Annotated in this window: 20 protein-coding genes and 1 riboswitch; of the genes, 10 read left to right on the top strand and 10 right to left on the bottom strand. The window is 39.8% G+C overall.

The window, feature by feature from the left end; translation table 11 throughout:
- Positions 1–61: 61 nt before the first annotated feature.
- Positions 62–985 carry an AraC family transcriptional regulator gene (locus DCO44_RS07820; protein WP_116760685.1) on the top strand — a complete coding sequence of 308 codons (924 nt, stop codon included), beginning with the start codon at positions 62–64 and terminating at the stop codon, positions 983–985.
- 17 nt (positions 986–1002) lie between these two features.
- On the opposite strand, the gene lpxB is transcribed toward DCO44_RS07820, so the two are convergent.
- Positions 1003–2172, bottom strand: a complete 1170-nt coding sequence (gene lpxB / locus DCO44_RS07825) for a lipid-A-disaccharide synthase (protein ID WP_116760687.1) — start codon at positions 2170–2172, stop codon at positions 1003–1005.
- A 221-nt stretch (positions 2173–2393) separates the two neighbouring features.
- Between lpxB and DCO44_RS07830 the strand changes: the two genes are divergently transcribed.
- From DCO44_RS07830 to DCO44_RS07860, 7 genes are all read left to right on the top strand, one after another.
- Positions 2394–4493 (top strand): TonB-dependent siderophore receptor, encoded by a 2100-nt coding sequence (locus tag DCO44_RS07830; RefSeq protein WP_116760689.1) that lies wholly within the window; start codon positions 2394–2396, stop codon positions 4491–4493.
- A 61-nt stretch (positions 4494–4554) separates the two neighbouring features.
- Positions 4555–4848, top strand: a complete 294-nt coding sequence (locus DCO44_RS07835; protein WP_116760691.1) for a hypothetical protein — start codon at positions 4555–4557, stop codon at positions 4846–4848.
- A 3-nt stretch (positions 4849–4851) separates the two neighbouring features.
- Positions 4852–6408: a PepSY-associated TM helix domain-containing protein gene (locus DCO44_RS07840; protein WP_116760693.1), complete on the top strand. Its 1557-nt coding sequence runs from the start codon at positions 4852–4854 to the stop codon at positions 6406–6408.
- A complete protein-coding gene (locus DCO44_RS07845) occupies positions 6405–6695 on the top strand; it encodes a DUF1634 domain-containing protein (RefSeq protein WP_116760695.1) in 291 nt (96 codons plus the stop codon). The genes DCO44_RS07840 and DCO44_RS07845 overlap by 4 nt, the downstream gene beginning before the upstream one ends.
- Positions 6696–6833: 138 nt before the next feature.
- Positions 6834–7724: a sulfite exporter TauE/SafE family protein gene (locus DCO44_RS07850; protein ID WP_116760697.1), complete on the top strand. Its 891-nt coding sequence runs from the start codon at positions 6834–6836 to the stop codon at positions 7722–7724.
- Between the two features lie 125 nt (positions 7725–7849).
- Complete coding sequence (locus DCO44_RS07855; RefSeq protein ID WP_116760775.1) at positions 7850–8941, top strand: 3-deoxy-7-phosphoheptulonate synthase; 1092 nt, start codon at positions 7850–7852, stop codon at positions 8939–8941.
- 61 nt (positions 8942–9002) lie between these two features.
- A complete protein-coding gene (locus DCO44_RS07860; protein WP_116760699.1) occupies positions 9003–9527 on the top strand; it encodes a protein tyrosine phosphatase family protein in 525 nt (174 codons plus the stop codon).
- Here the strand turns inward: DCO44_RS07860 and ispF are convergent.
- Positions 9515–10006: a 2-C-methyl-D-erythritol 2,4-cyclodiphosphate synthase gene (gene ispF, locus DCO44_RS07865; RefSeq protein WP_116760701.1), complete on the bottom strand. Its 492-nt coding sequence runs from the start codon at positions 10004–10006 to the stop codon at positions 9515–9517. The genes DCO44_RS07860 and ispF overlap by 13 nt on opposite strands.
- 101 nt (positions 10007–10107) lie before the next feature.
- On the opposite strand from ispF, the gene DCO44_RS07870 reads away from it, so the two are divergent.
- Positions 10108–10758 carry a hypothetical protein gene (locus DCO44_RS07870; protein WP_116760703.1) on the top strand — a complete coding sequence of 217 codons (651 nt, stop codon included), beginning with the start codon at positions 10108–10110 and terminating at the stop codon, positions 10756–10758.
- A 65-nt stretch (positions 10759–10823) separates the two neighbouring features.
- Here DCO44_RS07870 and DCO44_RS07875 read toward each other — a convergent pair whose 3' ends face one another.
- The 7 genes from DCO44_RS07875 to DCO44_RS07905 all read right to left on the bottom strand — a co-directional run bounded on the left by DCO44_RS07875 (position 10824) and on the right by DCO44_RS07905 (position 18736).
- Positions 10824–12068 (bottom strand): D-amino acid dehydrogenase, encoded by a 1245-nt coding sequence (locus DCO44_RS07875; RefSeq protein WP_116760705.1) that lies wholly within the window; start codon positions 12066–12068, stop codon positions 10824–10826.
- A gap of 142 nt (positions 12069–12210) precedes the next feature.
- Positions 12211–12300, bottom strand: a riboswitch (glycine riboswitch).
- A gap of 204 nt (positions 12301–12504) precedes the next feature.
- The gene (gene rodA, locus DCO44_RS07880) at positions 12505–13641 is read right to left on the bottom strand and encodes a rod shape-determining protein RodA (RefSeq protein WP_116760707.1); all 1137 of its coding nucleotides are present in this window, start codon (positions 13639–13641) and stop codon (positions 12505–12507) included.
- A gap of 126 nt (positions 13642–13767) precedes the next feature.
- Positions 13768–14484: a 2-C-methyl-D-erythritol 4-phosphate cytidylyltransferase gene (ispD, locus tag DCO44_RS07885; protein ID WP_116760709.1), complete on the bottom strand. Its 717-nt coding sequence runs from the start codon at positions 14482–14484 to the stop codon at positions 13768–13770.
- Positions 14450–14851, bottom strand: a complete 402-nt coding sequence (ftsB, locus tag DCO44_RS07890) for a cell division protein FtsB (RefSeq protein WP_116760711.1) — start codon at positions 14849–14851, stop codon at positions 14450–14452. The genes ispD and ftsB overlap by 35 nt, the downstream gene beginning before the upstream one ends.
- 17 nt (positions 14852–14868) lie before the next feature.
- A complete protein-coding gene (eno, locus tag DCO44_RS07895) occupies positions 14869–16158 on the bottom strand; it encodes a phosphopyruvate hydratase (RefSeq protein ID WP_116760713.1) in 1290 nt (429 codons plus the stop codon).
- 44 nt (positions 16159–16202) lie between these two features.
- Positions 16203–17060: a 3-deoxy-8-phosphooctulonate synthase gene (kdsA, locus tag DCO44_RS07900; protein WP_116760715.1), complete on the bottom strand. Its 858-nt coding sequence runs from the start codon at positions 17058–17060 to the stop codon at positions 16203–16205.
- A gap of 38 nt (positions 17061–17098) precedes the next feature.
- Complete coding sequence (locus DCO44_RS07905) at positions 17099–18736, bottom strand: CTP synthase (protein WP_116760718.1); 1638 nt, start codon at positions 18734–18736, stop codon at positions 17099–17101.
- A 227-nt stretch (positions 18737–18963) separates the two neighbouring features.
- Here DCO44_RS07905 and DCO44_RS07910 point away from each other — a divergent pair, with 227 nt between their 5' ends.
- A complete protein-coding gene (locus DCO44_RS07910) occupies positions 18964–19371 on the top strand; it encodes an internalin (RefSeq protein ID WP_116760720.1) in 408 nt (135 codons plus the stop codon).
- Positions 19372–19444: 73 nt separating this feature from the next.
- Here the strand turns inward: DCO44_RS07910 and DCO44_RS07915 are convergent, their stop codons facing one another.
- Positions 19445–20539, bottom strand: coding sequence for a YheT family hydrolase (locus tag DCO44_RS07915; protein WP_116760722.1), 1095 nt, complete (start codon positions 20537–20539; stop codon positions 19445–19447).
- Positions 20540–20542: the final 3 nt, after the last annotated feature.

A 20542-nucleotide genomic window follows, 5' to 3' on the forward strand; every position in this document is an offset into this window, starting at 1 on the left:
AACTCATATTACCAACCGCTCATATTTGTATATTTCAGCAGATTAAAAAGAACCCAAAAACATGGATGCACTTAGTAAAATTTTTGATGATATTCATCTGAACAAATCAGAATATCTTTATTTAAAAGCTCAAGGAGACTGGTGTTTTCAATATCAAGACCAGAGTGCCATGGTCGCTTATGTTATGGTTGCAGGTCATGCCTTTATTCAATTAGATGCAACTACACAAGTTCAAGCCCGTGCTGGCGATTTAATTTTAATCCCTTCTGGTCGCAGTCATACTGCCTTTAATACGCCAAACCCTTGGGTTGACACATTAAATATTACCCATCGTTTCGATGAAACAGGTGAAAAAAGTATTTCATTTGGCTTTGGCGACGGAAAGCAAACCGTGATTTTGGCAATTCGCTGTCATATGGACAGTATTATGGCGCGACCGCTGTTAAATGCCTTACCTCAATCTATTCATTTACACCAGATGAATGGACAAACGATTCCTGAATGGTTACAGATTGGCTTGCAGTTTTTAGCGGTAGAAACGCTACAAGTCCAACTGGGTCGTGACAAAATTTTAGATCATTTGGTGAGTATTTTTTTTATTGAATGTGTTCGCGACTACATTTTACAGTTGAGTGATCGCAACAACTGGTTAACTGCACTCTCTCACCCTGAATTATCCAATGCCTTAGCTGCCATTCATGGACAACCTCAACAAGCGTGGACAGTAGAATCGCTTGCAGAACAATGCTGTATGTCCCGCTCCAAATTTGCCCAATTATTTAGTCAAATTATTGGTGAAACACCACTGGCGTATTTGCAGCAACATCGGCTACGCATTGCATCACAATATCTAAGAAAAGGACAATACACGATTCAGCAAATTGCTCACTTGGTGGGCTATGCCTCAGAAACAGCATTCAGTCAAACATTTAAAAAACAGTTTGATCTAACACCCACTCAATACCGCCAACAATTTATGCAATAGCACAAATATGTCGCACGTTACAGCAAACTTAAAATGGCTTGTACAGGATCTTCACTATTACCAGAAAGTAGCTGTTTATGCATCGTAATGTGCTGCATAACCTGAATTTGTGCGACTTCAATATTCATGAGTTTTTCGATTTCATGCGCTAAGTTTTCTGGTGTTGCGTCGTTCTGAATCAACTCCCGAATCACTTTTTTACCTGCAATAATATTAGGCAAAGAATAATAAGGAATCTTAATCAACAATTTAGCAATAAAATATGTCAAAGAATTGAGCTTATAAAAAGTCACCATCGGACGGTGTAACAGCATCGCTTCTAAAGTTGCGGTGCCTGAAGCCAAAGCCACAATATTAGCTGCATTCATCACCTGACGACCAATTTTAGACTCTGTGTCTGTATTTTCCAATAAATGCACTTTAGCGCGGAAAGCATCGGAATAATGTTGCAGTAAATGTTCAATTTGCTGTTTACGTGCATCATTAATCGCTGGAATAAGAAATTCGTAGTCTGGATGTTTTTGGCTCAGAATTTCCCCTGCTTTGAGTACCAATGGACCTAAGCGTTCGACTTCACCACGGCGACTGCCTGGCAATAAAGCAATATGCTTTTGATTGGTTGCTAAACCGAGTTCTTGCTTTGCCTCAATCAAATCATTTTTTAAAGGTAACTCACTCGCTAAGGGATGACCGACAAAGGCAGCAGACACATCAAATTTTTTAAAGAATGCTTTTTCGAATGGGAATAAGCACAACACCAAATCAATATTTGCCTTAATTCCATGTGCACGCCCTTGTCGCCATGCCCAAACAGAAGGACTTACATATTGAACGGTTTTAATCGGCAATTGCTTTTGCTTCAAACTTTTCGATAAGCGCAAATTAAAATCAGGTGCATCAATGCCAATAAATATATCGACAGGATTTTTTGACCATTTTTCGACAAGCCCATCCCGCACGGCAAATAGCTTTTTGATATCTTTTAAGACCTCAACAATCCCCATGACCGATAAAATATCCATCGGGTAGTCACTTTGAAAGCCTTCCGCGATCATTTGAGGACCGCCTATTCCTTCAAACTCAGCATCGATACCTTGCTCACGAAAACTGCGGATTAATTTAGCACCCAAGGTGTCTCCTGAAACTTCACCTACAACAATGCCAATTTTTAGTTTTTTGTTGTTCAAGACTTTATGCTCTGTTCAAAGTTAAACGTCTAAATATTCTAGCATAGCTATAACTTTTGAAAAATTTCAACAATATGCCAAAACAGCACTACCTACCTATTTATAAATCTAATTTAGCTATGAGATTCTTTTTTTAATCAATATTTACAATAGTTACACAATTGAACATCACTAATAGTAACAATAGAATTAATGATAATTATTTGCATTAATGTTCATCCATGTCTAAATCTCCGACTCTATTTAAATATTCCTTACTTGCTCTCACGATTGCACATATCAATCTTAGTTTTGCTGAAGATGATGTTGCAACTTTGTCTACTATACAGTTACAAGCAAATTCATCGGAAAATCAAAGTTCTGAACAAAGCAAAGCATATACAGTTAAAAAAAGTAGCAGTGCAACCAAACTGAATATTGATACCCAGGAAACGCCTCAGACTGTCAATGTAGTGACACGTCAGCAAATGGATGACTTCAACCTTACGTCAACGCGAGATATTTTAAACAATACTCCTGGTGTAACGGTGACTGGTCTGGAAACCAATCGCACAACTTATACAGCACGTGGTTTTGACATTTCAAATGTATTGGTTGATGGTATTGGTATTCCGCAGGTGGATAGCTACAACTACAACAATAGTGATGCCGACAGCTATTTCTATGACCGTATTGAAGTGGTAAAAGGTGCAGATGCCCTCACCAATGCATTAGGTGACCCAGGTGCGACGATTAACTACATTCGTAAACGTCCTACCAAAGCGTTCCAAACCAATGCAGGAATTAGCTATGGCTCATGGGATACTCAACGTTATGAAGCTGATATTTCAGGATCACTGACACAAGATGGGCGTCTGCGTGGGCGTTTGGTTGGCTATGAAAAAACGGGCAATTCATATTTAGACCGTTATTCGGAGGAAAAGAATGGCTTTCAAGGGATTCTTGAGGCAGACCTTACCGATTCTACACTAGCTTCCGCGGGCTATTCTAAAACACGCCAGTATGCCAATGGCTCTCAATGGGGGGCATTACCTTTAGTCAATTCTAAAGGTGAAGCTTTAAGTTATTCACGTAGCTATAACTATGCACCATCGTGGACATACTACGACTGGGAAATTGACAACTATTTCGCCAATATCGAACAACAACTTGCTGGTGATTGGAAATTAAAACTCGGTTACAACCTGAAAGAATCTGAAGTTCGTGACAAGATGCTCTATTTAAGTGGCTCCCCTTCTGCCACGGACAATACTTCAGGCATTTACCTCTACCCTGAGATTTACAACCAGAAATTCAAAGAAACTACGGCAAATGCTGATATTCAAGGGACTTTCCCATTGTTTGGTCAGCGCCACGAAGCCAATATTGGCTATAACTGGTCGAAGTATACTGCGCAAAGTATTTATTCTTATGGAAGCAGTTTAGGCACCTATACGACAGATCAGGCAAGTTGGTCACCTGAAGAACCATCATGGGGCGAGTTCTACACCGCTGCGCCAGAAGAACGGGTGATGAAATCGGTTTACACCGCTACCCGCTTACATCTAAATGATGATTTAAAACTGCTTCTAGGAGCAAACTACACTGAAATTGAAACACTTGAATACAATGAAGATAAAGTTTCACCTTATGCGGGTTTAACCTATAACTTCACACCTGAATATACAGGGTATATGAGCTATACCTCTATCTTTAGACCACAAACCGTAATCGATCTAGCCACTCAAAAAACTGCTGTTCCTGTAGAGGGCGAAAGCTATGAAATCGGGGTTAAAAGTTCATGGCTAAATGGAGCACTCACAGGTAATCTTGCTGTATTTAGAACCGATGAAGATAATTTTGCACTCAATCCACTGTGGGATGTAGCATATAACAAATATTCTTCAGATATTGGTACAGTCCGTTCTCAAGGTGTAGAAGTTGGATTATCGGGTAAAGTCACAGATAATCTAGATCTTGTCTTTGGTTTCTCTACTTTCAGCCTGAAAAACATGGAATCAGGTGAAAAAGCACGTGTCAATATTCCAACCCAAACCATCAATGCTTTAGCTTCTTATACTGTTCCACAAATTCCTAAACTTAAACTCGGTGCAAGCATAAAATGGCAAGATGATATTCAAGACACTTCTTATTCATCTGTTACACAGGATGCTTATGCCTTATTCAATTTAATGGCAAGTTATGAAGTAAATAACAATCTGTTAGTGCAAGTAAATGGTAATAACCTAACCAATGAAAAATACCTCACGGGTCTTTATGGCGGTCAAGGTTATTACGGGGCTTCTGCAAATTACACAGTTGCTTTAAAATTTAAGTATTAATGAACCCGCCAAGTCTGAAGCATCAGGCTTGGTTTTTTTCATTTCCATAGCGATTCATTTTATGAGTAAAGCACAATCCCTTTCTCTGACCTACCGTATTCAAGTGCTGTATCGTTTTGTTATCGCCTTCATACTCGGTTTTATCTGTACCGCTTTACTCAGTTTAACCTTAACCCATCTGTTTCATCTGAGTTTACCCAAAGCAGAATCCATCTTTCTGGCGGCGTTCATCAGCCTTATTTTTTATGTTTTTTTTGTGATGACCTGTTTCTGCATTCAATCATTGAAGAAGCTCACTCTCATGAGCACAGCATCCTGTGCTGTTCTTTTTGTATTATTTCTTGGAGTAGGCTAATTCATGCATAAAAGTATTCGACAATCAATGGCATGGTTACATTCTTGGACAGGTCTGCTGCTAGGATGGGTCATATTCGCCATATTTCTTATGGGCACGGCATCATATTATCGCCATGAAATTAACTTATGGATGCAACCCCAACTGGCAAAATATGAGATTCAACAACAAACCGCCATTCTATCTGCGACAAACTATTTGCAAAATCATGCACCCGATGCAAAATCATGGTTTATAGGTATTGCCTCAGCCGAATCACCCGTCAATCGCATTTATTGGCAAAAAGCAGATGGTAGCTATGAAAGAAAAACTTTAGATGCCAACACAGGAAAAGAACTGAGCCTTTCAGCCACAGAAGGTGGCGATTTTTTCTATCACTTCCATTATCAACTTTTTGGGCTACCCGTTAATATCGGACGACTTGCAGTTTCTATCGCTGCCTTTATTATGTTGATCGCCTTAATTTCGGGCATTATGACCCATAAAAAGATTTTCACAGATTTCTTTACTTTACGTACTTTTAAATCTCAACGTTCTTGGCTTGATTTTCATAATGTATCCTCCGTGATTGCACTGCCTTTTTTCTTGATGATTACCTTTACTGGTTTGGCAATTTTCTTTTATCTGTATCTTCCGTGGGGTATGAAAGCGCTTTATCCTGAAAACCCATATCAGTATTTTACTGAAATCCGCACCAATGTCGTGACACAAAACACCTTAATAACACCTCAGGCTAATTTGCCAATGTCTGAATTACTGCAAAAAGTAGAACAGCATTGGGGCAAGCAAGAATTGCGCTCAATCTCAGTACAAAATCCAAATACTAATCAAGCTTTGTACACGTTTACACAACTCCAAGATCATAGTATTACGGGCAATCAACCGCAAATTACCTTACGTGGGCACGATGCTTTCACTACAGCCGCAACACGTAATGATAGTGCTGTTGCCACTTTAAGTTTTGGCGTGTACGGCTTACACATGGCGACCTTTGCTCAGCCTTTATTACGTCTGGCTTTCTTTTTTTCAGGGCTGCTCGGGTGTTGTATGATTGCGTCAGGGCTCTTGTTATGGAGTCTAAAACGACAACTCCAAAATAAAACACAGCAGTTCCACTTGGGTCATTATCTTGTTGACCGACTAAATATCGCAACTTTTGTGGGTTTACCCCTCGCCATGATGGGTTATTTCTATACCAATCGTTTAGTCTACATGACCACTGACATGCCCAACTATGAAATCTACAGTTTCTTTATATTCTGGGGCTTAAGTTTGGTCGCAGCACTTTTCACGCCAAAACAATGGCTGTGGCGTTCGCAACTGGTGTGCTTAATTGTTGTGGCGGCATGCTTATCCATATTCGACCTATTTTATTTGGTTCAGCATCAATACATCCACAGTCTTGTGAGTTATTGGACTTTTTTCCGTGTAGATCTATTTTTTATTTTACTCGCTGTTTTAGCCTATTTTATTTTTAAAAATATTCATCCAATCCAAACAACGGCTAAGCAAAAAATCATCAAAAAACTTTCTTCGGCACAACAGGGAAATGCATCATGATGATTCTATTTAGTTTGATATTTATCTTTTTAGGACTTTGGCTCTTACACTTACTCAGCAGCAAGCAAATTGCGAAAACCAAGCAATCTTCGTTGCATATTTTGACGCAATTTCCATTGATGAGTCGGTGTGTTGGATACCTTCTATTTTTTAGTGCTGCTGTCGTTTTAATCGACCATTACGGAATATCAATTGGTTTTATTAGCTGGTGGATCTTCGCCAGCCCAGTAGCCTTTATTTTAATAATGTATATCAATGATTTAAAAAAGAAGCCTGCAAAAAACTAAATTTGGTATTTGCATCATTTCATACAACGCTAAAGATGGCTTTAGCGTTTTTTTGCATAAGTAAATCACTTATCAAGACAAACACTTATCTCAAAAAGTCATAACATATGCATGGTTTATCATATTTGGCTTCTATACATGTTTGGTTCTCTTGAATATATTCTTGCAGGCGTTTTGGTTGGGTTTTGTGTAGGTATTACCGGTGTAGGTGGTGGTTCTTTAATGACCCCTATCCTCATTAGCCTGTTTAAAATTGAGCCACACATCGCCATCGGAACCGACTTGTTGTATGCATCGATTTCTAAATTCTGTGGCTCGATGGTTCATGCCAAAAAAATGAATATTGTCTGGCCCATCGTGATTTGGCTTGCTGTCGGCAGCCTTCCAGCATCTTTTGCAACACATTGGCTACTTGAGAATTATTTAAGTCAGTCCACACACTATAAAGCTGTGCTGACCATGGTTTTAGGTTTTATGTTGACCTTAACTGGGGTATCTATCATCTTCCGTGGGCATATTGAACGTTTCTTCAATAAATTCCGTAAAGATGCACAATTAGACATGACCGAAGACTTGGAGAAAGTAAATTTTCAAGCCAAAGATAAACGGGCTTACATCATTTTCATGGGTGTGGTGCTGGGTGTATTTGTGACTTTATCCTCTGTAGGTGCAGGCGCGTTTGGTATCATGGCATTGGTCATCATGTTCCCCAATTTACCGATGATTCGTATCATTGGTTCAGATGTGGTTCACGCTGTCCTACTCACCCTTGTGGCTGGTCTTGGTCACATGAGCTCGGGTAATGTCGATTTCGCACTTTTAGGCTGGTTATTGGTTGGCTCAATTCCTGCGATTATTATCGGCACACTGATCAGTTCTCGATTGCCAGAAAAAATTATTCGTAAAATTTTAGGTATTACGCTTTTTGCGTTGGGTGTGAATTTTATAATCCATCCAGTAAAAGCCAAACCTGTTCAAAAACCAACCACCGCAATGGTTTATACTGTGGAAAAATCACACAGCATTTAAACTATCTCTGTGGATAATTGGATTATTTCACGGTTTTATTGGTCTTTTGTATAGTAAAAGGCTAATTAAATCGTGTTATATTCAAGCAACTAAAAAACTCTTGTATGATCGATCTAGTGACAGCAATGAATACACAACAGCCAACCCCTATTACTCAATCAGACATTGAAGACTTAAATGTGAAAAGCATTCAGCCTTTAGTAACTCCTGCAGAACTAAAAAAAGAATTGCCATTAACAGGAAATGCATATCACACCGTACTTAAAGGTCGCGACACCATTCGCAATATTTTAGATGGTAAAGATAAGCGTCTTTTTGTCGTAATTGGTCCTTGTTCTATTCATGATACAGTTGCTGCACATGATTATGCGGATCGTTTAAAAGTACTCAGTGAACAAGTTAAAGATACGCTTTATATCGTGATGCGCGTTTATTTTGAAAAACCGCGTACCACTGTAGGTTGGAAAGGCTTAATTAACGATCCAGATATGAATGACTCTTTCAATATTGAGAAAGGTTTGCGTATTGGTCGTCAATTGCTGTTGGAATTGAATGAAAAAGGTTTGCCTTGTGCCACTGAAGCACTCGATCCAAACTCACCACAGTATTATCAAGATTTAATTTCGTGGTCTGCGATTGGTGCACGTACCACTGAAAGCCAAACCCACCGTGAAATGTCTTCAGGACTTTCATCTCCTGTTGGTTTCAAAAATGGTACAGATGGTGGTTTAACTGTTGCAACTAATGCGATGCAATCGGTTAAACATGGTCATAGCTTCCTAGGTTTAAATGAACTTGGTCAAGTTTCTGTGATTCGCACCAGCGGCAACCCATATGCACACGTAGTATTACGTGGCGGTAATGGCAAACCGAACTATGATGCAGGTTCTGTAGCAGAAGCTGAAAATGCATTAGCGAAAGCCAAGGTCAGCACCAAAATCATGATTGATACCAGTCATGCCAACTCAAATAAAGACCCGTTCTTGCAACCGCTTGTTCTAAAAAATATTACTGAACAAATTTTGGATGGGAACAAATCCATTGTCGGTATTATGGTTGAAAGTCACTTAAAAGGTGGTCGTCAAGATATCCCTGAAAACTTATGTGATTTAGAATACGGTAAGTCAGTTACAGATGGCTGTATTGACTGGGATACAACAGAAAAAGTATTGCTAGAAATGCACAATGCTTTGAAAGATGTATTACCAAATCGCTAAGCATCCAAGCGCCATCCCCAAGGATGGCGTTTTGTTTTACTGCCAATGAAAAGTCACCGTTATGAATCAACTTGAAAACGCTTTAACTCACATTGACCATTTCCAGTTTGTCCATGAGCATTTATTTAGTTCTGGTCAACCGACAGTTGAACAGTTAAAACACATCAAAGAATATGGCGTCACAACTGTTATTAATCTTGCTTTAAATGATGCAGAAAACCATCTTCAGAATGAAGACCGTATTTGCTTAGAACTAGGACTCAATTACGTTCATATTCCTATTCTTTGGGACACACCTTCTGATGAGCAATGCCTCTTAGTTTTAGACATGTTGGATCATCTGATTCAAGAGCAGATGGTTTGGGTGCATTGCGCCCACAACCTTCGTGTGAGCAGCCTAATCTATCTTTACCGCCAATATTATATGGATATGGATATCGCCAGCGCTCAAGATTTATTACATGCAGTTTGGGAACCAAACGAGACATGGACAGGACTGATTCATGCTGTAGCCCTACAACTCCAAGGTCGTAAAGCTACTAAAGATCTACAACAGTCACTGATGGGTGCAGATCATTTGGCTTGATGGCTAATCAAAACTGTAGCAGTTGCCAAAATACCTTCTTGACGGCCAGTAAAACCCAGTTTTTCTGTGGTTGTTGCTTTAATACTAATTTGAGTAACATCCACATCTAAAACGTCTGCGACAGATTGACGCATCTCTAAATTGTACTTCGCTAACTTTGGACGCTCACAGGCTACCGTCATATCCGCATTATTCAACACATAGCCACGATCTAAAATGAGCTGATAAACATGTTTTAACAGCACTCGACTGTCTGCCCCTTTAAATTCAGGGTCTGTATCTGGAAAATGCTGCCCAATATCGCCCAATGCAAGTGCACCCAATAATGCATCACAGAGTGCATGCAGCACAACATCACCATCGGAATGTGCTTTTAAACCGTGTGTATGTGGAATTTTAACGCCAGCCAAAGTAACAAATTCGCCTTCCTCAAAAGCGTGTACATCCATTCCTTGACCAATTCGAATATGTGCGACCATTCAGTTACGCTCCTTCAGAAATAAATGTTTGAAATCTTGTATTCAGTGTTTCGACTTCGTTATAGTTACACCAGCACAGTGTTGTGAAAGTATAAGTCATCATGTTGTTGAATACAGACATTAAATTCCTTAAAACTATAGCATCTTTCATTGGTATGGGTTGTATATACACTAGCCTGACTTACGCTCAGGAAATAGATTGTAGTAAAACTGATACTGCTACAATAAAAACGATGTGTTCTGGCAGTTTCGAACAACAACGGCAGAAACTCAAAAACCAATATCTCACTGCGTTTTTAATCAGTGATGCACCCTTACGATTACTCGATGATACACATAGCGTATGGCTCAACCGTATACAACAATGCAAAACAGAATCATGTTTTACACAGCAATTTGAGCTTCGCACTGATGATTTAAATTTTTATACCTCATTAAATCAGAGTTTGACTCAACATTATTTAAAATTTGAAAAGGGTAAACTTGCACAACAGCCCATTCACTTACAAGTTCATCAGCTTGGTAAAGACAGTATTAAAATTGAAGGAATTGCCTACCGTAATCCAAACAACAAGAAGGAAACTCAAACCATTCCTTTCTTGGCGTACACCACCCCAGAGAAAAAACAAAATATTGTCGACAATGAACATGACTGTAAATATCAATTTGATTATTACAAAGCCATTTTAACTGTCAAAACCCAACAAAAAGGTTGTGAGCGATTTACTGGTGTTTATCGCCTTTATGATTAAAGACAGTTTTAAAAAAATAAAAAAGCACAGATATTTGTCTGTGCTTTTGATTCAACATGAGTACATCAAGCTGGATAAGCCGATGCAATTTCTTGACTGATCATCACTGCTGTAGCGGCTGACAAAGTCCAACCTAAATGTCCATGCCCTGTGTTATAAAATACGCGGTCACGTCGTCCACGTCGAACGATTGGCATCATGTCTGGCATCATTGGACGTAAGCCCGCCCAAGGCACAACACTCTGAGTGGAAATATCAAAATTTTTATTCGCCCAATCGACCAAAGGCTGAATCCGATCAGAACGAATATCACGGTTATACCCATTAAACTCCGCAGTCCCTGCAATTCTTAATCGGCTAGCACCTAAACGTGACGTGACAATTTTGGCACTTTCATCCAGCAAACTTACCCATGGTGCATGTTGCACACTCTGCTCATCATCCAAGTTAATGGTAATTGAATAGCCTTTTACAGGATAAACATTCACTTTATCACCCAGTAAATGTGCCAATTGATAGCTACCCACACCACCACACACCAACACAGCATCTGCTTCAAAATATTCTGATGCCTGCTCTTCTGGGTGCATATTTTCAGTGCTGCCTTTACAAATGACTGTCACGCCTTTCTCATGATGTTGCACGTTGGTGACGTTTAAACCAAAGCGATATTTCACCCCATATTTTTCTGTTACCTTGGCAAGACCATTGGTAAACTTATGAATATCTCCTGTGGCATCACCCGGACAATAAAAGCCGCCATAATAGTCACCTGTTAAACTCGGCTCAATTTGCTTAATTTCTTCAGATGTTACTGCATAACGCTCTAATCCACCTGTGCAAAGCAATTCATTGACACGGGTTGCGACTTGATAATCTGTTTGGTTGTGGTAAAAATGTAGAATGCCTCTTTTTTCTAAATCAAACTGAATCTGTTCCTGTTCAGCAATATCAAATAAGCGTTTACGCGCCATGAGTGCTAATTTCACCGTATCACGGGTATTTTCTTCATAGTGTTTAATATTGCCCAAAAATTCGACTAGCCATGCATATTTATGCAGATCAAACGACGGATTGAGCAACAAAGGCGCATCTTTACGGGACATCCATTTAATGCCTTTCAATACAGTGGATTTTTGATTCCAGACTTCTGCATTACATGCTGAAAGCTGACCACCATTGGCAAAAGAAGTTTCCATTGCAGGATAAAGATGTTTATCGATGACTGTCACATCATAGCCCAATTGTGATAGTTCATAAGCTGAAGTTACCCCAGTAATTCCAGAGCCAATAACAATAATATGTGGCATAAAGCACTCCTACGAAATGCATGCATTCCTTGTGTTGTGCCCCATCTGTCATTGGTACCTGAGAGCTTCGATCATATACAACATATAACCATCCCCTTCGGTGAGTGCCTTTTTTATCTTTATGCACTTCTCTCCAGATTTTGAAATTATTACAGTCCTTCTGCCTGAGAGTTTCCGGGGTCGTTGCTCCTTCGGCGAGCACATCACTGTGCTTCTCTCCTGCAATAATTGCTTCTTATAATATGAGCAATATATATACCATTTTCGAGTGCGAAATATACAAATTTAGTAATTATTTATGAGAAAGCACTTAAAAAAATTTATTCCAATAAAATTCATATACTTAAAAAAATAATATTTGATTCTGTTTTATCTAAATGATGCAATAAAATTGATTTCAATCTATAAAAAAAGCCCCAAATGGGGCTTACGCATTTTAACGGTGCGTATGAATGGACATCACAATTCCCATACCAGCAAGCAGTGCAATCACCGCCGTACCGCCATAACTCATCAATGGTAATGGATCTCCTGTCACAGGAAGAATTCCACTAATCATGCCCGAGTTGAGAAATACAAAGAAGAAGAACGTTAAACCAATGGCACTTGCCAGCAAACGACCATAGTTATGAAAGGAATTTAGTCCTATCATCATGCAACGGAAAATAATAGCTGCATAAAGCGCAAATAGGAACATAACACCTAAAAATCCGAACTCTTCTGAATAGGTCGATAAAATAAAGTCGGTATGATGTTCAGGCAAATAGCCCAAATGCGACTGCGTTCCACCTAAATAGCCCTTCCCCATTAAGCCACCAGAACCAATTGCAATCTTAGACTGGATAATATTCCAACCCGCACCTAAGGCATCGGATTCTGGATCAAACAGGGTTAATACACGCTTCTTTTGGTAAGCCTGTAAGACATACATCCATAAAACAGGCGCAGTAACAGCGAATGCCATAAAGGCTCCCAAAATGAGCCTCCAAGACATCCCACTCAAAAAGAGCACGAAAATTCCGGGGATAATTAAGCCAATGGATAAGTCGGGTTGCAAGGCAACCAACACAAAAGGCACAAACATAATCACCAGTGCCCCCAAAATATGAATCAGTTTCGGTGGAAATGGCTTTCTAGCAAAATACCATGCCATCATTAACGGCATCGCAAACTTCATAAACTCACTGGGTTGTACACTGCCAATACCGGGTACAGTCAACCAACGTTTAGCCCCTAAGCGGGTATCGCCTATGACAAGCACCAAAACCAACAACACAACTGAAATCAGATAAAAATATGGACTGGTGGCCTGATAAACCTTCGGTGGGATCTGTGCGCAAATAAATAACAGAATAAAACCCACACCAAAACTGGTGGCCTGACGCAATACCATTCCCATATCTTCAGCAGTGGCACTATAAACTGCCATTAAACCAATAATAGAATTTACAACCAACAATCCCAACAACCAAGGATCAAGATGTAAACGGTGCCATTTGGAGGAATCGTCTTTAATACTTCGACCATCACGTAAGGATTGGCGTAAGAAACGATACTGTTGAGAAGGTATCATCTGATGAGGCAATACAGCTAAAAGTGAGCAGAGTATAAATTTAAACTGCGAGAGAGTGAATGCTTAATTCAACGTTCAGGATAATTATTTCGTAAACAATCACAGCTACCGCATGAAATTTTTAAATTAGTTTTGTGATTGGGTAATCAAACGCGCCAACTGTAAGTCATCTGGATAGGTAATTTTGATATTATCAGAACGCCCCTGAACCACATGAACAGGATGCCCCGCGTATTCTAAGGCACTCGCTTCATCAGTAATCACTTGCTGGTCTTGCAAAGCCAGCTCAATCGCTTGTTTTAATACACCCAGTTTTGCCATCTGCGGAGTTTGAGCTTGCCATAATAGATCACGGCTCACTGTCTGACTGATGATCGCTTCAGTTTCAACTCGCTTCAAAGTATCACGGACTGGAATAGCAAGAATAGCAGCTTGATCTGTTTCAATCGCTTTATGAACCAATGTATTTAATACAGGCAAAGTAATGCATGGACGTGCTGCATCATGCACCAGCACCCAGTCATTTTCATCTGTGATTTGAGCAAGATAATTTAAAGCATTCAGTACAGAATCAACTCGTTCTTGACCACCCGCACAAAAATGTGATTTTTCTGGAGCCACCAAAGCCAAGCTTTGAATCACATTATCATCTTGCGCAACCGCAAGCACATAACCTGCTAAATCCAAGCCATTTAATCGTTCCACCGTATGTTCTAATACGGTTTTATGATCAAGCAATTGATATTGTTTTAATTTAGACTGAGAAAAACGTCGCCCTGAACCCGCAGCAGGAATAACCACCCAAAGCTTATTGGGCATTAACGGGCTCTGGTGGGATGGCATTGTCATCTTCATTGGTGCGTAAATCTGCTTTGGCGTTAGGATCAATATAAATAGGCTTATATTGAGTACTGATGGTACTCATTTGAACAAAAGTTTCGCGTGGTTTAATTAAACCCAAATCTAACCGTGCATGTTCTTCTATGGCTTCAACACCATTTTTTAAATCATAAACTTCTGCTGCAAGAACACGATTACGCTCTTTTAGCTCATCATTAATTTCTGTCTGTTGTTGGATTTTTTGGGTCAGTTGTTGATGATCATGATAACCACCCTCGCCAAACCAAAATAAATACTGAAACCCTGCGATCAGTACGATCGCAAGGCCCAATAGTAATTTACTCGCAAATGAGTCAAATACATTTAACATAGATAGCATTCAATCGCTTAGTTCAAACCTTTGAACTCAGCTTTACCGCGATAGATCGCATTAGTCAACTCTTCAATACGAAGCAATTGGTTATATTTTGCAACACGGTCAGAACGGCAAAGTGAACCGGTCTTAATTTGACCCGCTGCTGTACCCACTGCAAGATCCGCAATTGTAGAATCTTCAGTTTCACCAGAACGGTGAGAGATTACAGTTGAGTAGCCATTTGCTTTCGCAAGGTAAATTGCATCTAAAGTTTCAGTCAACGTACCAATTTGGTTGTATTTGATGAGAATAGAGTTACCTACTTTCTCATTAATACCACGTTGAAGGATTTTCGGGTTTGTAACGAATAAATCGTCACCCACCAACTGGATTTTATCGCCAAGGATAGACGTTAAGTAAGACCAACCTTCCCAATCCGACTCGTCTAAACCATCTTCAATTGAGATAATTGGATATTGGTTTACAAGACCTGCTAGATAGTCAGAGAACTGGTTGCTTGTGAATGCTTTATTGCCTTCGCCAGCAAGGATGTATTGACCATTTTTGTAGAATTCTGAAGATGCACAATCAAGCGCAAGCATAATATCAGAACCAGCTTTGTAACCTGTTTGACCAATCGCTTCAAGAATAACAGTGATTGCTTCTTCGTTTGAACGCAAGTTTGGCGCAAAACCACCTTCATCACCTACAGCAGTATTTAAACCTTTTTTGTTTAAAACTGATTTTAGAGAATGAAAGATTTCAGCACCTGCACGTAATGCTTCAGAGAATGACGTGAAGCCAACTGGCTCAATCATAAACTCTTGAATATCAACGTTATTGTCTGCATGTGAACCACCATTGATGATGTTCATCATTGGTACAGGCATGCTTAAAGTCGTTTGACCACGTAAATCTGCGATGTATTGGAAAAGAGGAATTTTCTTTTCAGTAGCAGCAGCACGGGCAGCAGCTAAAGAAACAGCTAGAGTTGCGTTAGCACCTAGTTTTTCTTTGTTTTCAGTGCCATCAAGCGCAATCATCGTGTTATCGATGTCTTTTTGCTCAAATACTGATTTACCCACTAAAGCGTCACGGATTAAAGTGTTTACGTTGTTAACAGCATTTTTAACACCTTTACCCAAATAGCGTGCTTTGTCGCCATCACGAAGTTCTAAAGCTTCACGAGAACCAGTTGAAGCACCAGAAGGTGCACATGCACGACCTACAACACCAGATTCTAGGATAACGTCTGCTTCGATGGTTGGGTTACCACGAGAGTCCAAAATTTCACGTGCACGAATGTCAACGATTTGGCTCATGAATAATTCCTCAGTTGATTAATAACGAGATGCCTTAGAAAGCATCAATGAGTATCTAATTTTGCGAAACCTTTTACCAAGGTATCTAATTCTTTTAGCTGTGCTAAGAACGGCTCAAGTTGGGCCATACGTAATGCACATGGACCATCACATTTGGCTTTTTCAGGATCTGGATGTGCTTCCAAGAACAAACCAGCCAGGCCTGTTGCCATACCTGCACGAGCAAGTGTTGTGATTTGCGCACGGCGACCGCCCGCTGAATCTGCACGGCCACCCGGAGTTTGAAGCGCATGAGTCACATCAAAGAACACAGGAACATTCATTTCTTTCATGATGTCGAAGCCCAACATGTCTACAACCAAATTGTTGTAACCAAATGCCGAACCACGCTCACAAATAATGAGCTTGTCATTCCCTGCTTCTAAACACTTATGCAAAATATGGCGCATTTCGTGCGGAGCAAGGAATTGTGCTTTCTTGATGTTAATAATGGCATCTGTTTTAGCCATTGCTTCAACCAAGTCAGTTTGACGACTTAAAAAAGCGGGCAACTGAATGATGTCTGCAACTTCTGCCACTGGCGCAGCTTGATACGGCTCATGCACATCAGTAATGATTGGCACATTAAATTGCTTTTTAATGTCTGCCAACCATTCAATTCCTTTTTCCAAACCAGGACCACGGAATGAATTTAAGCTCGAACGATTCGCTTTATCAAAACTTGCCTTAAACACATAGGGAATGTCTAAGCGCTTGCAAATATCAACATAAGTTTCTGCAATTTCAAAAGCTAAATCTTTTGACTCTAATACGTTCATGCCGCCGAATAGTACAAATGGCAAGTGGTTTGCCATTTGTATATCGCCTAAACGTACAATTTCTTGTGGTTTTAATTGTGACATTTAAACTTTCCTAGTTTAGTCCTAGACATACCTTATTCTTAAGCTTTTTGATGTTTTGCTTTCGCTGCACCAATAAAACCTGCAAATAATGGATGACCATCACGTGGTGAACTTGTAAATTCCGGGTGGAATTGTACCGCAATAAACCAAGGATGTTGAGGAATTTCAACTGTTTCTACTAAGTGCTGTACAGGTGAATAGCCCGAAATTTTCATCCCTGCGTCTTCAAGCACTGGAATGAAACGATTGTTCATTTCATAACGATGACGGTGACGCTCTACAATTTCAGCTTTGCCATACACTTCACGTGTTTTGGTGCCTTCAACCAATTCAGACTTTTGCGCACCTAAACGCATGGTGCCGCCAAGGTCAGACTCAAGGCTACGCTGTTGTACTTCACCACGTTCATCTAACCATTCTGTAATCAAACCAATCAATGGTGATTTAGTTGAACGGTTGAATTCAGTAGAAGTCGCATCTGCAATACCTGCAACGTTACGAGCAAATTCAATTACAGCCAACTGCATACCCAAACAAATACCAAGGAATGGCACATTGTTTTCACGTGCATACTGAATCGCTTTCATTTTGCCTTCAGTACCGCGCTCACCAAAACCACCTGGTACAAGAATCGCGTCAGCATCTTTCAATGCAGTTGCTACGTCTTGACTTTCAAGATCTTCAGCATTCACATAATCAATTTGAACTTTAACGCGATTTTGAATACCAGCGTGTAATAACGCTTCGTTTACAGATTTATACGCATCTGGAAGTTCAACATATTTACCTACCATTGCAACACGAACTGTGTATTCAGGGTTTAACAATGCTTCTACCACATTGTCCCAATCTGAAAGATCGGCTTCAGGTAAATCATTAAAGCCAAAACGCTCACAAATTAAATCATCAACGTCTTGTTCATAGAATGTACGAGGAATTTGGTAAATTGTTTTCGCATCTTTACACACCACCACAGCACGTGCTTCCACGTTGGTGAACAATGCAATTTTGCGTGTCGTATCCGCATCAACATCGTATTCAGTACGGCAGATTAAGATATCTGGTTGAATACCAATAGATAACAACTCTTTTACAGAGTGTTGAGTCGGTTTGGTTTTTAACTCAGCCGCTGACTTGATATATGGCAACAACGTTAAATGCATCAGCATTGTGCGTTTGTGACCTAATTCAACCATCAACTGACGTACAGATTCCATGAATGGGAGAGATTCAATGTCACCGACTGTTCCACCAATTTCTACGATGGCAACGTCATAACCTTCGCCAGCGCGAAGAACACGTTCTTTAATATTGTCTGTAATGTGTGGAATTACTTGAACAGTACCACCTAAGTAATCACCACGACGCTCTTTATTGAGTACGTCTTGATAAACACGACCAGAAGTAAAGTTATTGAGTTTGGTCATTTTCGCACGACGTAAGAAACGTTCGTAATAACCCAAATCCAAGTCAGTCTCAGCACCATCCTCTGTGACAAAAACTTCACCATGCTGGAATGGGCTCATCGTCCCTGGATCGACATTAATGTATGGATCCATTTTGACCATGGTCACTTTTAAACCACGGGCTTCTAAAAGTGCAGCAACTGAAGCAGCTGAAATACCTTTACCTAGTGATGAAACTACACCACCAGTAACGAAAATAAAATGGGTCATTAAGTTTCTCGTACAATGGAGCCTAAATCGGCCTACAATGTTGTGCGATTTTACTTTACTATGTACCTAGAAAGCAAAGTCAATTAGCAGCAATTCATAGATCAATAAACAATTGGCTATTCTATCAGCATTTCCGATAAAAATTTAGTAGGGAATCTCAGGATTTTTCATCTGTAATTTTACTGCTATACTACGCGCACTCTATTTATGCTTTATTTTGTGCGATTATGAATAAGAAACTTTTAATTTGTGGTGCCCTTGCATTGGGTTTATTACTTACCGCATGTGTGAAAAAAGAAGAACCTAAAGATGAGCAAGCTGAAACAGCCCAAGCTGCATCTGAACCGACTGAACAAGCACAGTTCCAACCTTTAGAAGCATCTCAACCTGAAACTGAAGTTGTAATCCCGACTCAAGTTGAAGTTGTGCGTGAGCAAACCCCAAATACTACGACTGAAATTCGTCGTGAAGTAGCACCGAAACCAGCTACAACTCAAGCAGTTGAAGCGCCTAAAGCTGAAGATAAACCTGCTCAAGTCGTACAACAGCCGAAACCAAATACAACTGCTCAGTCTGAAGATGATGCTGTCGCTGCTGCTATTGCTGCTGCAACTCCTGCATTAGACAACAAATAATTTAAAATTTATTAAAAAAAACCAGTTCAAATGAACTGGTTTTTTTAATGGTCTATAGAAAGTCATCAAGACATTAATCTACATGCAACTTTAAATAATCTGCCATTAATTTTGCAGCCCATGATCGAGTTTGAGTGATCCCTTCATAAAAACCACAATGACTGCCCTTTTTGGTCGTTACAACAATAATATTTTCCATTCTTTGAACGACTGATTTATAAGGATAAAAGTTCTTGATGTGACAAACGGGGTCATCCTCAGAATTTAAAACCATCAATGGAATTTTGACATTTTCAAATACATGGATAGGATTAATGGCTTGGGTATAACTTGCATAGTCGTGATAACCTGCTAATTCAAAATAACTTTTCTCAAATTCAGCAAGCGTTTTGACCGCCAATACCTGCGACAATGAAGTCACAGGTTTCCAAGTCGGCAAATAAGGATGAATAAAAGTCTTGAATAGCTTTTTGGTCATAACTTTACTATAAAACGGATGGATATTTTCAAATCCAAGTTCAGTGTTATAGCCTGGGCATAAGGCAAAAGCAGCTTTAAAAGGTGTGTCATTACCTTGTTCGCCCAAATAACGAACCAATAAACCCGTACCCGCGGATGAACCCACGGCATATAAAGATGAAGCTGGAAATTGTTGCTGAATATAGGCGACTTGCTCCCGTAAATCGGAAGTAAAACCAAACAAGCTCATTTTCGGCACAGGTAAAGGTAAATCTGCATGCCCACGGCGTAAACACAAAGCAATACGCCAGCCCGTATATTGATGCAGATCTCGAACCAACTCTCTCATACTGGCCAAATTACCCGTAATCGTATGCAGAATAATGATCGTCGGAGTTTCTTGGGGTAATGTCAGACCATACCAAGCTACCGCAGTCACACCACCATCTTGCATGGTTAACTGATCAATTCGATCGTACTCTAGTTGAATGGTTCGCTTCTTAATCACATCAAAATATAATAAATGTGCATGTGTGTTTGATAACCACGGGGTTGGACGATATTTTTGTTGAAGTTGAGGTAACTTTTCTAGCACCTTTTTACTTTGCCCTTGTGGGCTATAGTACAGTTTTGGTTGTTCAGCACCGATAACTGAATCAATCCATTCCGAACCTAGAACTTTAATTTTATTTAAAGTAGATATTCTCATATC

It is taken from the genome of Acinetobacter sp. AM (assembly GCF_003105055.1).
Taxonomy (GTDB): domain Bacteria; phylum Pseudomonadota; class Gammaproteobacteria; order Pseudomonadales; family Moraxellaceae; genus Acinetobacter; species Acinetobacter tibetensis.